This window comes from Tumebacillus sp. BK434 (assembly GCF_004340785.1).
GTDB lineage: Bacteria > Bacillota > Bacilli > Tumebacillales > Tumebacillaceae > Tumebacillus_A.
This window is the reverse complement of sequence record NZ_SLXS01000001.1, coordinates 1,140,824-1,157,328: the sequence shown is the minus strand read 5'-3', so window position 1 is coordinate 1,157,328 and position 16,505 is coordinate 1,140,824. Positions and strand designations below refer to the sequence as shown.

17 protein-coding genes, 2 tRNA genes and 1 rRNA gene are annotated in these 16,505 nt (G+C 59.4%); 16 read left to right on the top strand and 4 right to left on the bottom strand.

The genetic code is table 11. From position 1 onward, the window contains the following. The 7 genes from EV586_RS04100 to EV586_RS04070 all read left to right on the top strand — a co-directional run bounded on the left by EV586_RS04100 (position 1) and on the right by EV586_RS04070 (position 4,105). Positions 1-1,431, top strand: coding sequence for an alkaline phosphatase family protein (locus tag EV586_RS04100; protein ID WP_132943770.1), 1,431 nt, complete (start codon positions 1-3; stop codon positions 1,429-1,431). A 156-nt stretch (positions 1,432-1,587) separates the two neighbouring features. Next, positions 1,588-2,262 carry a uracil-DNA glycosylase family protein gene (locus tag EV586_RS04095; protein WP_132943769.1) on the top strand — a complete coding sequence of 225 codons (675 nt, stop codon included), beginning with the start codon at positions 1,588-1,590 and terminating at the stop codon, positions 2,260-2,262. Between the two features lie 40 nt (positions 2,263-2,302). Further along, a complete protein-coding gene (locus EV586_RS04090) occupies positions 2,303-3,196 on the top strand; it encodes a DMT family transporter (protein ID WP_132943768.1) in 894 nt (297 codons plus the stop codon). A 120-nt stretch (positions 3,197-3,316) separates the two neighbouring features. Further along, a tRNA-Thr gene (locus tag EV586_RS04085) sits at positions 3,317-3,392 on the top strand. 20 nt (positions 3,393-3,412) lie between these two features. Beyond that, positions 3,413-3,499: transfer RNA gene (locus EV586_RS04080), tRNA-Leu, on the top strand. 2 nt (positions 3,500-3,501) lie between these two features. Continuing rightward, positions 3,502-3,618 (top strand): 5S ribosomal RNA (gene rrf / locus EV586_RS04075). Positions 3,619-3,721: 103 nt separating this feature from the next. Continuing rightward, on the top strand, positions 3,722-4,105 hold the full coding sequence (locus EV586_RS04070; protein ID WP_132943767.1) for a hypothetical protein: 384 nt from the start codon (positions 3,722-3,724) through the stop codon (positions 4,103-4,105). A 13-nt stretch (positions 4,106-4,118) separates the two neighbouring features. Here EV586_RS04070 and EV586_RS04065 read toward each other — a convergent pair whose 3' ends face one another. Next, positions 4,119-5,147: a ThiF family adenylyltransferase gene (locus EV586_RS04065; RefSeq protein ID WP_132943766.1), complete on the bottom strand. Its 1,029-nt coding sequence runs from the start codon at positions 5,145-5,147 to the stop codon at positions 4,119-4,121. A gap of 3 nt (positions 5,148-5,150) precedes the next feature. Then, positions 5,151-5,855, bottom strand: a complete 705-nt coding sequence (locus EV586_RS04060; RefSeq protein WP_132943765.1) for a molybdenum cofactor biosynthesis protein — start codon at positions 5,853-5,855, stop codon at positions 5,151-5,153. A gap of 84 nt (positions 5,856-5,939) precedes the next feature. On the opposite strand from EV586_RS04060, the gene moaA reads away from it, so the two are divergent. The 8 genes from moaA to EV586_RS04020 all read left to right on the top strand — a co-directional run bounded on the left by moaA (position 5,940) and on the right by EV586_RS04020 (position 13,125). Next, positions 5,940-6,938, top strand: a complete 999-nt coding sequence (gene moaA, locus EV586_RS04055) for a GTP 3',8-cyclase MoaA (RefSeq protein WP_243652913.1) — start codon at positions 5,940-5,942, stop codon at positions 6,936-6,938. 15 nt (positions 6,939-6,953) lie between these two features. After that, positions 6,954-7,442: a cyclic pyranopterin monophosphate synthase MoaC gene (gene moaC / locus EV586_RS04050; RefSeq protein ID WP_132943763.1), complete on the top strand. Its 489-nt coding sequence runs from the start codon at positions 6,954-6,956 to the stop codon at positions 7,440-7,442. Further along, the gene (locus EV586_RS04045; protein WP_132943762.1) at positions 7,439-7,930 is read left to right on the top strand and encodes a MogA/MoaB family molybdenum cofactor biosynthesis protein; all 492 of its coding nucleotides are present in this window, start codon (positions 7,439-7,441) and stop codon (positions 7,928-7,930) included. Before moaC ends, EV586_RS04045 begins: the two co-directional genes overlap by 4 nt. A 328-nt stretch (positions 7,931-8,258) precedes the next feature. After that, positions 8,259-9,410 carry a putative cytokinetic ring protein SteA gene (gene steA / locus EV586_RS04040; RefSeq protein ID WP_207893845.1) on the top strand — a complete coding sequence of 384 codons (1,152 nt, stop codon included), beginning with the start codon at positions 8,259-8,261 and terminating at the stop codon, positions 9,408-9,410. Between the two features lie 28 nt (positions 9,411-9,438). Continuing rightward, positions 9,439-10,338, top strand: a complete 900-nt coding sequence (locus EV586_RS04035) for a copper transporter (RefSeq protein WP_165898221.1) — start codon at positions 9,439-9,441, stop codon at positions 10,336-10,338. Then, on the top strand, positions 10,335-10,997 hold the full coding sequence (locus EV586_RS04030; RefSeq protein ID WP_132943760.1) for a glycosyltransferase family 2 protein: 663 nt from the start codon (positions 10,335-10,337) through the stop codon (positions 10,995-10,997). Before EV586_RS04035 ends, EV586_RS04030 begins: the two co-directional genes overlap by 4 nt. Next, positions 10,997-11,860 (top strand): MraY family glycosyltransferase, encoded by an 864-nt coding sequence (locus tag EV586_RS04025; RefSeq protein WP_165898220.1) that lies wholly within the window; start codon positions 10,997-10,999, stop codon positions 11,858-11,860. The genes EV586_RS04030 and EV586_RS04025 overlap by 1 nt, the downstream gene beginning before the upstream one ends. Before the next feature lie 137 nt (positions 11,861-11,997). Further along, positions 11,998-13,125 carry a glycosyl hydrolase family 18 protein gene (locus tag EV586_RS04020; protein WP_132943758.1) on the top strand — a complete coding sequence of 376 codons (1,128 nt, stop codon included), beginning with the start codon at positions 11,998-12,000 and terminating at the stop codon, positions 13,123-13,125. 56 nt (positions 13,126-13,181) lie between these two features. Here EV586_RS04020 and EV586_RS04015 read toward each other — a convergent pair whose 3' ends face one another. Then, positions 13,182-13,559: a hypothetical protein gene (locus EV586_RS04015; protein WP_132943757.1), complete on the bottom strand. Its 378-nt coding sequence runs from the start codon at positions 13,557-13,559 to the stop codon at positions 13,182-13,184. Positions 13,560-13,583: 24 nt separating this feature from the next. Further along, positions 13,584-13,826 carry a DUF2627 family protein gene (locus EV586_RS04010; protein ID WP_165898219.1) on the bottom strand — a complete coding sequence of 81 codons (243 nt, stop codon included), beginning with the start codon at positions 13,824-13,826 and terminating at the stop codon, positions 13,584-13,586. Between the two features lie 253 nt (positions 13,827-14,079). On the opposite strand from EV586_RS04010, the gene EV586_RS04005 reads away from it, so the two are divergent. After that, the gene (locus tag EV586_RS04005) at positions 14,080-16,161 is read left to right on the top strand and encodes a sigma 54-interacting transcriptional regulator (RefSeq protein ID WP_132943755.1); all 2,082 of its coding nucleotides are present in this window, start codon (positions 14,080-14,082) and stop codon (positions 16,159-16,161) included. Positions 16,162-16,505 lie beyond the last annotated feature (344 nt).

Genomic DNA, 16,505 nt, shown 5'->3' with positions numbered 1-16,505 from the left:
ATGACAAACGCTCTGGAGAAGATTGAGCATCTCGTCGTGCTGATGCTGGAGAACCGTTCGTTTGACAATCTGGCCGGCTGGCTCTATGACAAGAAAAACCCTCCGCCCAGAGGGCAGGCGTTCGAAGGGCTCAGCGGCAAGCGTTTTTCCAATCCGATCCCAGCCGGCGTTCCGGGCGCGGATCGAAAGCGGGTGTCGGCCGGGCGCGGGAGCCATGATCTGCATCCTGACCCCGAACCGGGGGAGCCGTACGAGCATGTGAACGTGCAGTTGTACGGCGAGCAGGCTGCTGCTGACCCGCTGCCGGAGATCGCGCCGATGAACGGGTTTGTGCGCGATTACATCAACATCTTGCAGAGTCTTGGGCGGCCCGTGCAGTATGAGAATTACAAGATCATCATGGACAGTTTCATGCCGCAGCAGGTGCCGGTGTTTTCTGAGCTGGCCCGGCAGTATGCGATTTGCGACCGCTGGTTTTGCGCGGTGCCCAGCCAAACGTGGACGAACCGGTCGTTTTTTCATGCGGCGACATCGAGCGGACTGACCGACAACGCGCCGTATGTGAACTGGATCGCGAACGACAGCGCCACGATCTTTGATCGGATGTCGGAAGCCGGGCAGCAGGGTCTGAACTGGAAGGTCTACTACGACCGGCAGAACCAACTGCCGCTGACGCTGCTGATCCATTTTCCCAGGCTGCTGAAGTATCGTCGGACAAACTTTTGCACGCTCGATGCCTTTTACCGCGACGCGGCAGCAGGGGCGCTGCCGAGCTATGCTTTTTTGGAGCCGCAGTTCTTAAATTATGACGGCGGGCGCAACGACCAGCATCCGCCGTACAGCGTCGCGGAAGGCGAGCGGCTGATCCGCGATGTGTATCGGGCGGTGCGAAACGGCAAGGGCTGGGAGAAGACGTTGCTCGTGATCACGTATGACGAGCACGGCGGGTGTTTCGATCATGTGCCGCCGCCCAGAGTTGCGCCGCCGCAGCCGCATGCGCCAAGCGGGCAGCACGGCTTCCGCTTCGACCGCCTTGGCGTGCGGGTGCCGACTTTGCTGGTCTCGCCGTATATCGAAGCGGGCACCGTGTATCGGGCGCAGGATGAAAACGGGCAGGAGGTGCCGCTCGACCACTGTTCGGTGATCAAGACGATCACCAAACGCTGGGGGCTGCAGCCGCTCACTGTCAGAGACGAGGCCGCGTATGATCTGAGCGGCGTGCTGACGCGCAAGACGCCGCGCACGGACGACCCGGTGCTTCCCGAGCCGAAGCCGACGTCCGGCGAGCCACTGCAGACGGAGCCGACCGACTTCTACCTCGACATTGCCGGACTGATAGCGGCACGGATCGGCGAAGCGCTGGCGCTGCTGCGCGGCGCGAAGCTGGAGCAATCCGATCTGGCGAACGTCTTTCGGTCGTTTGAGAACTAACGCAGCGCCTATGGTAGAGCGCAAGACCCGATCTGCGGGAGATTGGGTCTTTTTGTTGCGGTTTCGTTTTGGCTGTTCTTCGGACATGCAGCGGCGTGAATTTGATATAATAGAGCCGCATTACATTTTACATCTGTAGATTCAGAGGTGGGGCGAATGAGCGCAAGCAAGCAGGAGTTGCGGGCGATTTTTAACGAACTGGCCAAAAACTATCTGGTGCAAGATCTGATCACTGAGCAGGCGCGGTTTATGTTTTTGCTGGAGAGCCCGCATGTGCAGGAGTTGAAGATCGGGGCACCTGTCTCCGGGTCGTCCGGCGCGTCGATGACCAAACATCTGTATGGCGAGCAATATGAAAGATTTCCGCTGGGCGTGCTGCTGAAAAAGAACCGCGATGATAATTTGAACCGTCCGTCCCTGAACAAAGTCGCGCTGATGAACGTCTGCCAGATCCCGATGCAGGCAGCCGCTTATCACGACCCGGAAGTACGGGCGCGCTATGGCAGTTTTTTCCAAGTATTGGAAGGCGTTCGCTCGGCAAACAACAAGCTCATCTACAGCAACCAGACATGGAATGAGGTACAGGAAATCATCGTTGAGAGCCTGCGCAAAAAGCTGATCAAACTGCAGGAGCATCCTCTGGTGGTCGTGCCGTGCGGGAGGTTCGCGCAGAAGTTTTTCCGGCTGGCTGCTGTGCAGAGCCCGCTGTGGCAGGTGATCGAAGGCGTGCCGCATCCGTCGTACAACGGGTGGAGCAAAAGCGAGTATGCCGGCGCTGTACACGTTTTGAAGGCAGAATTCGCAAAAGAAACTGCGCAAATCAGCGGATGAGGTGTATACTCTCTCTAGGACTGAGGGAGGAAACATCTGTATGAACGCACGAGTAAAAGGTTTTTCGATGGTGCTGATCGGCGCCAGTTTCTGGGGGCTGTCCGGGACGGTCGCGCAGAAGTTGTTTGTGGAGTATGCATTTACGACCGGATATCTGGTGACCTTGCGTTTGCTGATCGCAGGTGTCTTGATGCTTGGCATGGCGTGGCTGCGCGGGAAACGTGCCGATCTGATCGGCGTCTGGAAAGACCCCCGGGACCGCGTGGGCGTGATCGTGTTTGGCGTGCTGGGGATGCTTGGGGTGCAATATACGTATTTTTCCGCGATTGAGACAGGCAATGCGGCAACGGCGACGCTGCTGCAATATCTGGCACCGCTCTTGGTCACCGTCTATCTGGCGGTGCAGCTGCGCAAGATGCCGCGCGCAGTGGAATTCGTTGCGGTGCTGCTCGCGTTGCTCGGTACAGCGCTGCTGGTGACAAACGGGCGCTGGGACGGGCTGTCGGTGCCGGGCATCGCCTTGTTCTGGGGGCTGATCTCGGCGGTGGCTTTGGCATTTTATACGCTGTATCCGGTCGGTCTGCTCAAGCGCTGGGGGTCGGAAGTCATCGTCGGCTGGGCGATGCTGATCGGCGGCGTGGGCCTGCTGCTGATCGAGCGTCCCTGGACGGCGACCGGGCAGGTCTGGACGGGGATGAGCGTCGCGCTGGTGCTGTTTGTGATCCTGTTTGGCACGCTGATCGCGTTTTTCTTGTATCTCGATTCGATGCGCTTTCTGTCGCCGTCCGAAACGTCGCTTTTGGCCTGCATCGAGCCGCTGGTGGCGGTGGTCGCGTCGGTGGTCTGGCTGCACGTGCCGCTCGGCCTGCTCGAAATCGTGGGTGGCCTATGTATCGTGGGTACGGTGGTGATTTTGTCACTTCCGAAAAAGTAGAATGCTTCTAAACGCTGATTTTGGCCGATTTTGATGACTGCGTATGATTGTGCAAGGGAAGAGGGCATGATAAGATAACTCTTGTCACCGCGAGAAGCAAGCGGATGGCGCAACTAACGTGCCGGTGTAGCTCAGATGGTAGAGCAACTGACTTGTAATCAGTGGGTCGAGGGTTCGATTCCTTTCGCCGGCACCACTTCTTCTTCAACTTCATATGCGGTCATGGCGGAATTGGCAGACGCGCAAGATTCAGGTTCTTGTGGGGGCAACCCCGTGGAGGTTCAAGTCCTCTTGACCGCACCATATCTAGTGATTACGTCGCAGAGGTCACACCTGTTCCCATCCCGAACACAGAAGTTAAGCTCTGCAGAGCCGATGGTACTTGGACCGCAGGGTCCTGGGAGAGTAGGACGTCGCTAGGCAAAAGAAAGACCCGATCTTATACAGATCGGGTCTTTTTGCGTAAAAAAAACTAACCAAATCTTCGAACTGCGAATAAACTGGTAGAGGATTTGAGGTGAGATGATGACGATACAGTGGCGTTCCGTGCTGTTGCCTTATTTGGAGGGATTTCGGCAGGCGATCGATCTTTCGGTGGCCGCCTTGCTGTTGAGCGGTCAGATCACGATCCGCTCGGTCATCGTATCTCCCTCAGAGGAGATTCGACTCAACGTGACCGGACCGATCTTTGGTGGGGGACGAACCGTAGCGAAAGGCAATCGCGGTGACGTCGACTTGATCATCGATGCAGCGAATATCGTTGCCGCTTATCTGCTCATTTTAAATCAAATCAACGTCTCGGGCGTATTTCTACAGAGCCAGCGCTTTACCATGACGTTAGGCGGCCCGGTGCTGGGCTCCCCGAAGACGGTGGCGAATCTGCCGGCGAAGAAAAAGACCCGATCGTGAGATCGGGTCTTTGTTACATACCAATGTATTTCGCGTACAAACTGCGCGCGACGCTGATCTCATCGGTGCCTTGGACGAGAACGCGGCCGTCGGCGAAGATCACGAGGCGGATGTCGTCGGTCGCAGAGAAGCGGACGAGGAACTTGTTTTGCTCGACGTTGCCGCTGTGCGAGAGTCGCGCGGCCATCGCGTTGAGATCGACCTCCCACGGCTCGGCAGGCGAGATCTGGATCGAATTGCGGCCACAAAGGGAGATCGCATCATCGCCTGTGACCGGCTGCAGATACTCGAATTCGCGCTGCCCGCAGCACACGCAGTCGGGGCGCTTCGCTTGGGCGATGTCGATCGAGGAGGTGGAGAAATCCCAGATCCCCACGTTCAGCATCGTGCGGCGAACTTTCTCAGTGGCGCCGACCAGAATTTTCAACGCTTCCACCGCCTGATACGAGGCGATGATATGGATGATCGGCCCAAGCACCCCGGCCGTGTCGCAGGTCGCCGTCGTGCCCGGCGCCGGCGCTGCATCGAACAGGCAGCGCAGGCAAGGCATCTCGCCGGGGAGGATCGGCATCGTCATCCCGTTGGCGGAGACGCCGCCGCCGTAGACCCAGGGAATCCCGTTTTTTACACAGACATCGTTGACCAGAAAGCGAACTTGGAAATTGTCGCTGCCGTCGAGCACCAGATCGACGTCGGCGAGCAGCTCCTCCGCATTTTGCCAGGTCAGGTCGGCGACGACCGGCTCGATCTCCACCTGCGAGTTCACCGCGCGCAGCATGTCAGCCGCTGCGATCGCCTTGGGCAGCCCGGCTTCTGCGTGCTGCTCCGTATAGAGCATCTGGCGCTGCAAGTTGGACGTTTCCACAAAATCGCGGTCGATCAGCCGGACGAACCCGACACCCGCCCGCACCATATGGTTGGCCAGCACCGTGCCCAGCGCGCCCATTCCGACTACCGCCACGCGGCTGTCGATCAAGCGGCGCTGACCGGCTTCCCCGATGCCGGAAAATAATAGCTGTCTTGAATAACGCTCCAGGTCCATCCTTTACTCCGTCCTCTCCGTGCCCGGACGCAGCGGATTCCACGGCCCTTGCTGATGGCCGATCCACTCCGTTCCGTCCGCCCAGATTTCTTTTTTCCAGATCGGAACGATCTCTTTCAAGCGCTCGATCGCATAGCGGCCCGCTTCGTAGGAAGCGGTGCGGTGCGGCGTGGCGACGGCGATCACCACCGCTGCGTCTTCGATTTCCAGCTTCCCGATGCGGTGCGACATCGCCACGCGCGTGCCCGGCCACTGTGCTTCGATCTCGGCGGCGATCTGCTCCATCATCTTCACCGCCATCGGTGCGTACGCTTCATATTCCAAAAACACGGTGCGCTTGCCTTGCGTCAGTTCGCGCACCGTGCCGACAAACAGGTTGATCGCGCCGCACAGCGGATGGCGCACTTTTTGCAAAACCGCGTCAACAGACAAAGGGGCTGCGGTGATCTCAAACGGCACATCCTGCCCGCCGGAAACGGGCGGGAGGATCGCGACTTCATCCCCGGCCTGCAGCACGGTGTCAGGCGGTGCAAACTGCTGATTGACCGAGGCAAAGGAGATGCGCAGCACCGGCTCCGCCTGCGGATGCTGGCTGGCCAGTTCAGCAAACAGGCCGGCGACTGTGGCGCCTGCCGGAAGCTCGGCTTCCCACAGGCGGGCGCCGACCGCTTCGGCCACGCCTGCGAATAATTGTACGGACAGATTCATAGCGGGATACTCCTTTTTTATCTTCAGGCTCTTCCTTATGATATAATAGTTGACATGAGTTTTCTAGGAAAGGGGGAATCCCCCATGTTGATCGATAAGTTCCAGCGCGTCCATGATTATCTGCGCATCTCGGTCACCGACCGCTGCAATTTGCGCTGCCGCTACTGCATGCCGGAAGAGGGCTTGCCGTTTTTGGAGCCGTCGCACTACCTGTCTTTTGACGAGATCACCGAAGTGGTCACGGTGGCGGCGAAGCTTGGCGTGCGCCGGCTGCGCATCACCGGCGGCGAACCGCTGGTGCGCCCGAACCTGGAGACGCTGATCGGGAGGCTGTCGGCCATTCCGGGCATCGACGACATCGCGCTGACCACCAACGGCATCTATCTGGCCCAGCGGGCGCAGGCGCTGAAAGCGGCGGGGATCACCCGCGTCAACATCTCGCTCGACTCGCTGCAGCCGGAGCGCTTTGCCCAGATCACCCGCGGTGGCGATCTCTTCCGTGTGCTGGATGCTGTGGAGAAATCGTATGAGGTAGGCTTCGATCCGGTCAAGCTCAACGTCGTGCTAATGAAAGGGTTCAACGATGACGAGATCGACGACTTTTTGCGCCTGTCGATCGAACGCCATGTGACGGTGCGCTTTATTGAATATATGCCGATCGGGCATGAAGGCGAGGACTGGAAGGCGAGCTACCTGCCCTTGGAGACGGTGCTCGAACGCTGCCGGCTCCTGGGCTTTGAGCCGCTCAAGCTGACGCAGGGCATCAAAGGCAATGGCCCGGCGGAGAACTACCAGATCCCCGGCGCGAAAGGCGCGTTTGGCCTGATCCACCCGGTCAGCGATCATTTCTGCCAGAGCTGCAACCGGCTGCGCTTAACGGCAGACGGCAACCTCAAGCCATGCTTGTACTGGGAAGACGAGTTTAACGTGAAACAGGCGCTCGGCGACGAAGAGAAGCTGACACAGCTGTTCTTGCGCGCGCTCGACGCCAAGCCGGAGACGCATGAGATGGCCAAGGCGTTACAAGGTGAAGAAAAATCGCACAATCCGACCTTGCGGCGCATGTCGCAGATCGGGGGTTGACGGGGAGAGCAGATCGTGGAAGAGAAACTGACCCATTTTAATGAACAGGGCCGCGCTCACATGGTTGACGTTACGCAAAAAGAGGTCACCAAACGCTCAGCCACCGCGTTTGCTCGCATCGAGATGCGCCGCGAGACCTTGCAATTGATCCGCGCCGGCAAAATGAAAAAAGGCGACGTGCTTGCCGTCGCACAAGTTGCCGGGATCATGGCGGCGAAAAAGACGTCGGAGATCATCCCGATGTGCCATCCGCTGCCGCTGACCAAAGTCGACATCTCTTTTGAAGAAGCGGGGGAGGACGCACTGAACGTTTTCGCCACCGTCGCCACGACCTACGTGACGGGCGTGGAGATGGAGGCGCTGACCGCCGTCACGGCCGCCGCCTTGACCGTCTATGACATGTGCAAAGCGGTTGACAAAGCGATGACGATTCAAAACGTCTCGCTGCTGGAGAAGACGGGTGGCAAAAACGGCGATTTCCACCGGGAGGAGACGGCGAGATGAGCGCGTGGAAAGTCGGCATCCTCACCTCCAGCGACAAAGGGGCGCGCGGGGAACGCGAAGACTTGAGCGGACAGGTGATCCGCGAAATGATGCTCGACATCGGCGGCGAAGTGGTCGTCTATCAGGTCGTGCCCGATGAATTTGACATTTTGCGCAATTCTATGGTAACCTACTGTGACGAGTTAAATCTTGACCTCATCGTCACAACGGGCGGAACGGGCCTCGCCAAGCGCGATGTGACCCCGGAAGCGACTTTGGCGGTGATCGAGCGGGAAGTGCCGGGCATGGCGGAAGCGATGCGGGCCGTCTCCCTGCAGAAGACCAAGTTTGCGATGTTGTCGCGCGCTGTAGTCGGCACGCGGGGCAACACGCTGATCATCAACCTGCCAGGCAGCCCAAAAGGCGTCCGCGAATGTCTGGAAGTGCTCCTGCCGGTGTTGCCGCATGCGTTGGAGATTTTGCAGGGCAAGATGGGCGAGCATAAGTAAGCAGCATGTAGTCAACTTGCTAAAAAACTTTTTTCTTGGTGAAACTTTTTCACCTCGAAAAACATCTTACATATATGTAAGACCCACAAGAACGGCTCCGCTCATTTGCGAAATGGCTAGCGCAGACGAGTGCAAGTTCCCCAACAACAGTCATTCTGTTTGTGCAGAATGTGGGGACGGATCGAGCTTATAGGAAACAGAGACCCTGATTTCGAGCCAAGGGTCTCTTTTTCTTTTCTGCATATTTCCATCTCAGGGATAATCTGACGGCTGCCTGTTCCATAATAAGGGTAGCCGTTTTTTATTTGGGGAAAGGTGGAAGGCGGAGATGCGTTTTGCGCTGGAGAAGAAGGGAAGCGGGATTCGGCTGCACGGTCCGGCGCGGGCGGACCGCAAGACGAAACATCTCGTCAAGCGCCTGCTGCCCGACGAGATCGCCGTGATCGCGCATGAAGATCTCGACGAGGTGGCAGCCGACGCTTTGATCGCGGCGAAAGTGCAGGCGGTGATCAACACGGCGGCTTCGATCTCCGGGCGCTATCCGAACCTCGGGCCGTTGAAACTGGTGCGGGCCGGCGTCTTGCTGCTCGACGAAGCGCCACCCCAATTGATGGAACAGCTCGCCGACGGGCAGCAGGTGTCGCTGATCGACAATCTGATCGTGCTGGAAGACGCCGTGATCGGCAAAGGGCAGGTGCTTTGCGAAGCGGAGGTCCTCGCAAGAATGGCGAAAGCGATGCTGAACGTCAGAAGCGAACTGCGCTCGTTTGTGGAAAACACGCTGAACTACGCGCAGCAGGAAAAGAACTTTTTTCTCGGCGATCTGCCGAAGCTTGACTTATATACGAAGATGGCCGGCCGGCACGTGCTCGTCGTGGTGCGCGGACCGACGTACAAGGAAGACCTGCGCGCCGTCGCCACCTACATCCGCGACGTGAAGCCGGTGCTGATCGGCGTGGACGGCGGGGCGGACGCGTTGCTGGAAGCGGGCTTCCGGCCCGACCTGATCGTCGGCGACATGGATTCGGTGACCGACGCCGGACTTTGCTGTGGCGCGGAGATCATCGTCCACGCCTATGCGGACGGGCGCGCACCGGGGCTGGCCCGCGTCGCGGAGCTGAACGTGGCGGCGCACGTCTATCCGGCCCCGGGCACCAGCGAAGACGTGGCGATGCTGCTCGCCCACGAGTACGGGGCGGAGCTGATCGTCGCACTCGGCACGCATTCGAACATGATCGATTTTCTGGAAAAAGGGCGCAAAGGCATGGCCTCGACCGTCTTGACACGGATGCGCATCGGCAACAAACTGGTCGACGCCAAAGGGGTCTCGCAACTGTACTGCAAAGCGGTGGACTGGCGCGCCGCCTGTCTGGTCGTCGGTGCGGCGATGGTGCCGCTTGGCGTGCTGGCCTGGCTGAATCCGCTGACCCGGTCGTTTTTGAAGATGGTGTATTTGAACTTGAAGCTGTTGGTGACGTGAAGACAAGATCTAGGCGCTAGACATGGGGGTGAGCAGGCTGTACGGGTTCCGGTACCACATCATGACGCTGATCGCCGTGTTTCTCTCGCTTGGCCTCGGGCTCCTGCTCGGGGGGACGCTCGGTGAAGAGGTGATCGTCAAAGAGCAGGTACAGCTCTTGGAGCAGCTCGAAGAACGATACACGCAGACGAAAGCTGACAATGTGAAGTTGAAGCGCCAGAACGGCGAACTGACCCGCGATCAGGATCAGTTGGAGCGGGTGATTGCCCAAGTCGGCGGGCATTATGTGAAAGACCGGCTCGCCGGGCAAAAAGTCGCCGTGCTGCAGCTGGAAGCGGCCGACCTTTCCGGCCTGCTCACCCAGCTCCAAGCGGCGGGGGCGAACGTGACCAGCACCGTGGCGCTGACCAATGCGCTGCCCTTGCTCGACGTGCGCCAGGAGCCGCTCCTACAGGCGATCGGAGGGACGACGGGCAAAGAGGCCAAAGCGGTGCATCAGGCGCTCGCCGAGCTGCTGGTGCGCGAGCTGTATCTGCAAAAGGGCGGCCGGCTGGTCGACTACTTGCAGAGCACCAACGCCCTGACCGCCAGCGGCGAGCTCGGAGTGCGCCCCGACCGCGTCGTGCTGGTCGGCGGGGCGGGCGAGTCGGGCAAAAGCCGGCTGACGGCGGTCGATCTGCCGCTGTTGAAAGCCTTGCAGAAGCAGGAGCTCTACACCGCCTGTGTGGAGCAGTCGGACGTTTCGCACTCGGCGGTCGCGCACTACCGGGAGCTGGGAATCTCGACGGTGGACAACATCGACCAAGTGACCGGGCTGGTCGCGCTGATCGACATCTTAGGTGGCGCGAAGGGGCATTTTGGCGTCAAAAAGACGGCGGAGGCGCTGCTGCCTCAAGTCACCAATGCGAAGGAGGTCAGCGCCCAGTGAAAGTGAGCGTGCTCATCCCGGCGTGGAATGAAGCGGATCGCATCGACCAGACGATCCTGGCTGTGCGCACCCTCGACAGCGTCGAGGAGATCATCGTGATCGATGACGGCTCGACCGATGAGACGTACCGCATCGCGCTGGAGGCGGGGGCGCGGGTGATCCGGCACAGCACCAACTACGGCAAAGGGGCGGCCTTGTACTCCGGCCTGCTCGTCGCCGATGCGGACATCTACGTCTTTCTCGATGCCGACATGTGCGAGACGGCGGTGGAGATTGAGAAGCTGATCCGCCCGATCCTGGAGAATCGCTGCGACCTGACGATCGGCCGCCTGCCCAAGCCGCTGAAAGGCGGGTTCGGACTCGTCAAAAATTTCGCCCGCGGCGGCATTCGGCGGCTGTGCGGCGTGGACATGCAGGCGCCGCTCTCCGGGCAGCGGGCGCTGAACCGCAGCGTTTTGGACGCGATCGGCAACCTCGGCGACGGCTACGGGGTCGAGGTGGGGATGACGATCGATGCAGCCCGTGGCGGCATGCGGATCTTGGAAGTGGAAGTCGACATGAAAAACCGCGAGTACGGGCGCAATCTGCGCGGATTTCTACACCGCGGCAAACAGTTTGTGCAGATCGCCCGCGTGCTCCTGAACAGGTGGCAGATATGATGAACACGTATTTGACGGGATCGGCCGTCGGGCTGCTGACGGCGTTTTGGGGCGGCTATCTGCTGACCGGCTGGCTGGTGCCGCCGCTGCAGCAAGCGATGCGGAGCGCCGGACTGCTCCGGCCGAACTATGCGGGCAAAAGCGTGCCTGTTGGCCTCGGCACAGCGCTTTGGCTGGGCATGTTTCTGACCATCGTGCCGTTCTTTCTGCTCAGCGACCTGCTGCCGATCCCGTGGGCGATGGTGCAGGACATGATCGTGCTGCTGTTTGTCGCCACGGGATTTGTCGTGATCGGGCTGCTCGACGATGTGGCGGGCAACCGTGACGTGACCGGGATCAAAGGGCATTTGAAAAAGCTGTGGAAAGGGCGGACCGTCACCACCGGGCTGATCAAAGCGGCTGTCGGGCTGTGCACCGGCATCGCCGGGGCGTGGCTGCTCGGGCTGACCGGTTGGGTGCTGGCGGCTGGCAGCCTGGTGATCGCGCTGTCGGCCAATTTGGTCAACCTGCTCGATCTCCGCCCGGGCCGGGCCTGTAAAGGCGTGTTGTTCACCCTGCTGCTGCTCGCCGTCTTCTCGCTGCGCGCACTCGACTCGCCCGCGTTTTGGCTGGTGCTCGGCGCGGTGCTCGCCTACTTCCCGGACGATGTGAAGGCGCGGATGATGATGGGCGACGCCGGCTCCAACCTGCTCGGCGGCAGCATCGGCATGCTGGTCGTCGCGTCTTGCACGCTGCCGGTGCTGCTCACCTGGCTTGTCGTGCTGCTCGCCGTGCATCTGTATGCGGAAAAATACTCGCTGTCCGAAACGATCGAGAAGAACAGAGTGCTCCGCTGGCTGGACGTGCTGGGGCGGTCGGCGTAACGCAAGGCTCCCGAACGGGAGCCTTTTTTGTGCGCTCCGGAGTTGATAAATCGGTAAATAGTACCGCTATCTCTCATTCTGGGATTCTACTATCCTAGTAAGTAGACGAAAATCTGCTTATCTAGGAAGGGGATCGCATGAAAAAGAAAAGCGCAACTTGGCGCGGTATCGCGTTGTTCGCCATCGTCTCGCTCGTGCTCACCCTGATCTATACGCTGAACGATACTGGAACGGATGCGAAGAAAAAACAGCAGCCTCCGCCGCCGGTGACCGAACCGGCTCCGGCAGCAGTGCCCATACAGGCGGCCAAGACGGTGCTCGGTTATTACACCGTCTACCACTCGGGGGATCAACATTCGTATCATTCGCTTTCCGCATCAAGTTCGTACCTCCATCAAGTCTCGATGATGACCTTCCAGGCCACAGCGACCGGCGACATCTCCGGCACGGCGGCGACAGACGGCTTGCAGCTCGCGGCGTCGAAAAACATCGGGGCGTATGCCGCTCTGACCAACGAGACGGAAGGCGGCTTTGACAAAGACTTGGCGCACACTGTGCTCGCCGACCCGAAGCTGCGGCAAAAGACGGTCAGCAACGCCGTGACGCTGGTCACAGCGCACGGTTTTGCCGGTCTGAACGTCGATTTTGAAAACATGCTGCCGTCCGACCGGCCGCTGTACACGTCGTTTGTCACTGAGTTGGCGGCGGCCCTGCACGCGAACGGTAAGCAGCTGGTCGTGTCGATGGCCGCCAAGACGTCCGACTACCCAACGTCGAACTGGTTTGGCGCGTTTGACTATGCGGCGATCGGCCAGGCGGCCGACCAGGTGCAGCTCATGACGTATGACGAAAACGGCCCGTGGGGTGCGCCCGGCTCGGTCGCAGGCTATCCGTGGGTGGAAAGCGTCGTCCGCTATGCTGTGTCGCAGATCCCGTCCACGAAGATTCTCATCGGGCTGCCAGCCTACGGCTACGACTGGAACACGACGGCTGGCACAGGCAAAGCGGTGACCTGGAAAGGCATTCCGAGCCTGCTCGCGACGACCGGCGCGGCGCCGCAGTGGGATGCGGTCAAACAGTCCCCGTATTTCACCTACAAGGCGGCCGACGGCTCGGCGCACACCGTCTGGTATGAAAACGGCAAGTCGATCATCGCCAAAACCAAGCTGACCACACGCTACAACCTCGGCGGCGTCTCGGTCTGGCGCATGGGGCTGGAGGATGAATCGTTCTGGCAAGCGGTGCAGAGCGGTCTGGCGCCATAAAACAAAACCGGCACCTCCCAGGAAGCGGGAGCGTGCCGGTTTTTACGTTCATAAAATTATTGTCCCATGCGGTTCTCCAGCTCTTGCCGGATCATGTTCAGCACGGAGCCTTCGATCACGCCGTTGTTCTCCATCACCTGCTGCTGGATGATCCCGATCACCACATCATAGCCGAGCTGATCGATCGCCTGCTGCGTGGTCGGGTCCTGCATCAGATCGCTCAGGAAGCTGTTGACTTCCGTCTGGCCGACATGGGCCGCATCCATCAGCTTTTGCGTCAGCTGCGAGTCTTGCTGCAACTGGTTCAAAGTCTCTTGGGCCTGCTGTTTCAGCTCGTTCGCTTTTTGCGTCAGCGCATCCTGGTCGACGTTCACAGAACATCCGGCCGCCACAAACGCTGCGGTGAGCGCGATCAGAAAGACTTGCTTGTTCATCGGGAACACGCCTCCTTCAAAACTTTACTTCGTTTTCCAAGCGGGAGGCTTGACTTTGCCGCGCTTGCTGTCGCGGTAGAACACAAAGCCGCCGAGAAAGCCGATCCCGCCGGTCATCAGCACGCCGCCGAGCAGCACGCGCCACCAGATCACCGCGTCCGGGTGCGCCATCTTGTCGACGATCGCGATGCGGATCAGGTTCAGCCCGTAGCCGGCGATGAGGAAAATGCCAAGTAAGATCGCCCAGACGATCATTTTTTTCAACATAGGGTCTCGTCCTTTCAAACTTGCCGGTAGATTCATGTTAACTATACCGTACCGGGCAGACGTTCACAAGAACGTGCAAAGCGGCCTCCCTTTGCTATACGCGAGGGGAAAGAGTTGGTTGCAGGATTTCCGCTTTCGCTTGTCGAAAGCGTTCGGAGTGTGCAATTTTTTTCACGCCTGCAAACGTTTGCAAGACATTTTTTGCAGACTGACATAAAAAGACAGAATCTAAGACAAGGTGGGGATGGCAACCATGATCAACATTTTGATCGTCGGAGCGGGCCGTGGGGGAACGGCGCTGCTCAAAGCGTTTCAAGATCTGGCGAAAGTACAGGTGATCGGCATCGTCGACATCGAGGCCTCCGCGCCGGGGCTGGCCTTGGGCCGGGAGCTCGGGATCGCGACCGGAGTGCAGTTTGCAGATTTTTTGGATGAGCAGGTCGATGTGGTGATCGAAGCGACGGGCGACCCGGGCGTCAACCGGTTGATCAATGAGCTGAAAGGGAAGCATACGACGCTCGTGCCGGGCGCGATCGCATCGTTGATGATGCACTTGATGCTGGAAAAAGAAGCTCTGATCCACCAGTTGAAAGTGTCGCGCTCGGAGCTGGACATCGTGCTCAACTCCACGCATGACGCGATGATCGCAATCAATGCGGAAGGCGTGATCGCGCTGTACAACACGGCGGCGGAGCGCTTGACCGGCATTCCCGCCCAAGCGATGATCGGGCGGATGGCGAGCGAAGCGGTGCCGAACTCGCGCCTGCATGTCGTGCTGCAGAGCGGCGAGCCGGAGCTGAACCAGCTGCAGCAGTTCGGCAAGTCGCGGATCATCACCAACCGCGTGCCGGTGCGCGACGAGACCGGACAGGTCGTCGGCGCGGTGGCGGTGTTCCGGGACATCACCGAAGTGCAGCAGCTGGCCGAAGAGGTGACCAACCTCAAAGAGATCCAAGAGCTGCTGCAGGCGATCATCAACTCGACCCAGGATGCGATCTCCGTCGTCGATGCGGAGGGGCGGGGGATCATGATCAACCCGGCTTACACCCGCCTGACCGGGCTGACCGAAGGGGACATCATCGGGAAGCCGGCCGAAGCGGACATCGCCGAAGGGGAATCGATGCACATGAAAGTGCTGACCACGCGCAAGCCGGTGCGGGGCGTCGGACTGAAAGTCGGTGCGAAAAAGCGCGAAGTGCTGGTCAACGTCGCGCCGATCGAAGTGGACGGCGTGCTGAAAGGATCGGTCGGCATCATTCACGACATCTCGGAGATCAAAAAGCTGACCGACGAACTAAATCAGGCCAAGCAACTCATAAGAAAGCTGGAAGCGAAATATACCTTTGATGACATCATTGGCACATCGAACGAGATGGTGATGGCGATCGAACAAGCCCACAAAGCCGCTCAGACGCCCGCTACGGTGCTGTTGCGCGGCGAATCGGGGACGGGGAAGGAGCTGTTCGCCCACGCCATTCACAACGACAGCGAGCGCAAATACAATCAGTTCATCCGCGTTAACTGCGCGGCGATCTCGGAGAGCCTGCTCGAGTCGGAGTTGTTCGGCTATGAGGAAGGCGCGTTTACCGGTGCGAAGCGCGGCGGCAAGAAAGGCCTGTTCGAGGAAGCGTCGGGCGGCACGATCTTCCTCGACGAGATCGGCGAGCTGTCGATGAGCATGCAGGCGAAGATCCTGCGCGTGCTGCAGGAAAAGGAGATCCTGCGCGTTGGCGGCGCCAAGGCGACCACCGTCGATGTCCGCGTGATCGCGGCGACCAACGTCAATCTGGAGCGGGCGATGCAGCAGGGACAGTTCCGTGAAGACCTGTATTACCGCCTGAACGTCCTGCCGATCATCATCCCGCCGCTGCGCATCCGCAAGGTCGACTTGGCGGCGTTTGCGCAGCGCCTGATCCAAAAGTACAACCAGGAGTACGGGCGCAGTGTCGAGCGCATCTCCCCGCAGACGCTGCTCAAGATGCAGAACTATTCGTGGCCGGGCAATGTGCGCGAACTGGAAAACGCGATCGGACGAGCCATGATCAACATGCGTTTTGCCGAGACGGTGATCGAGCCCTACCATCTGATCCTGCCGGGCGAGAATCCGGGTCAGAATCTGGTCGGGGGCACCGCGACGGAGCGGGGCGCCGAGCAGTCCCCACCTGCGGAAGCGGGGGAAGTGCGGCCGCTGGATGAGGTGGTCGGCGAGGCGGAGCGCCTGCACATCGAACGAGCGCTTGGGCAGACCAAAGGCAACAAGACGGAAGCGGCGAAACTTTTGGGGATCGCCGTGCGCAGCTTGTATTATAAGTTGGACAAATATGGGTTACAGTGAAATAGGATTGTGTGTTTGGCAGGCTTGCGCAAGTTATTGCTTGCTAAAATTTGCGCACTCCCTGCAAAAGTTTGCAAAGCATCGCGAACTTCACAGGTGCTCTACAGAGGCGCTTTACAGGGGGAAAGTATTTTTTTCTGCCTGTGTAGCGTTTTGCCATCGTGTTTCGGAACCGCTTTCAAAAAAGTTGGCATGAACCTTGCATATAGAAAATTGGCGTGGACAGTTTCCCGACCAATTTTCTTTTGGCAAAACTGGACATAGTTAACGGAAGTGTAGCAGATGCTATCCCTAACTGCCTTTCGCTTCCACTGCAGCCTGCACTTATGGTATTCTGTTTCATG

Bases quoted from the DNA above. Each gene is read 5' to 3' on its own strand.
- EV586_RS04065 (WP_132943766.1), bottom strand. From the start codon at position 5,147: ATGGACCTGGAGCGTTATTCAAGACAGCTATTATTTTCCGGCATCGGG.
- EV586_RS04045 (WP_132943762.1), top strand. From the start codon at position 7,439: ATGAGCGCGTGGAAAGTCGGCATCCTCACCTCCAGCGACAAAGGGGCG.
- EV586_RS04070 (WP_132943767.1), top strand. From the start codon at position 3,722: ATGACGATACAGTGGCGTTCCGTGCTGTTGCCTTATTTGGAGGGATTT.
- EV586_RS04015 (WP_132943757.1), bottom strand. From the start codon at position 13,559: ATGAACAAGCAAGTCTTTCTGATCGCGCTCACCGCAGCGTTTGTGGCG.
- steA (WP_207893845.1), top strand. From the start codon at position 8,259: ATGCGTTTTGCGCTGGAGAAGAAGGGAAGCGGGATTCGGCTGCACGGT.
- EV586_RS04005 (WP_132943755.1), top strand. From the start codon at position 14,080: ATGATCAACATTTTGATCGTCGGAGCGGGCCGTGGGGGAACGGCGCTG.
- EV586_RS04010 (WP_165898219.1), bottom strand. From the start codon at position 13,826: ATGTTGAAAAAAATGATCGTCTGGGCGATCTTACTTGGCATTTTCCTC.
- EV586_RS04060 (WP_132943765.1), bottom strand. From the start codon at position 5,855: ATGAATCTGTCCGTACAATTATTCGCAGGCGTGGCCGAAGCGGTCGGC.
- EV586_RS04025 (WP_165898220.1), top strand. From the start codon at position 10,997: ATGAACACGTATTTGACGGGATCGGCCGTCGGGCTGCTGACGGCGTTT.
- EV586_RS04095 (WP_132943769.1), top strand. From the start codon at position 1,588: ATGAGCGCAAGCAAGCAGGAGTTGCGGGCGATTTTTAACGAACTGGCC.
- EV586_RS04090 (WP_132943768.1), top strand. From the start codon at position 2,303: ATGAACGCACGAGTAAAAGGTTTTTCGATGGTGCTGATCGGCGCCAGT.
- EV586_RS04020 (WP_132943758.1), top strand. From the start codon at position 11,998: ATGAAAAAGAAAAGCGCAACTTGGCGCGGTATCGCGTTGTTCGCCATC.
- EV586_RS04100 (WP_132943770.1), top strand. From the start codon at position 1: ATGACAAACGCTCTGGAGAAGATTGAGCATCTCGTCGTGCTGATGCTG.
- moaA (WP_243652913.1), top strand. From the start codon at position 5,940: ATGTTGATCGATAAGTTCCAGCGCGTCCATGATTATCTGCGCATCTCG.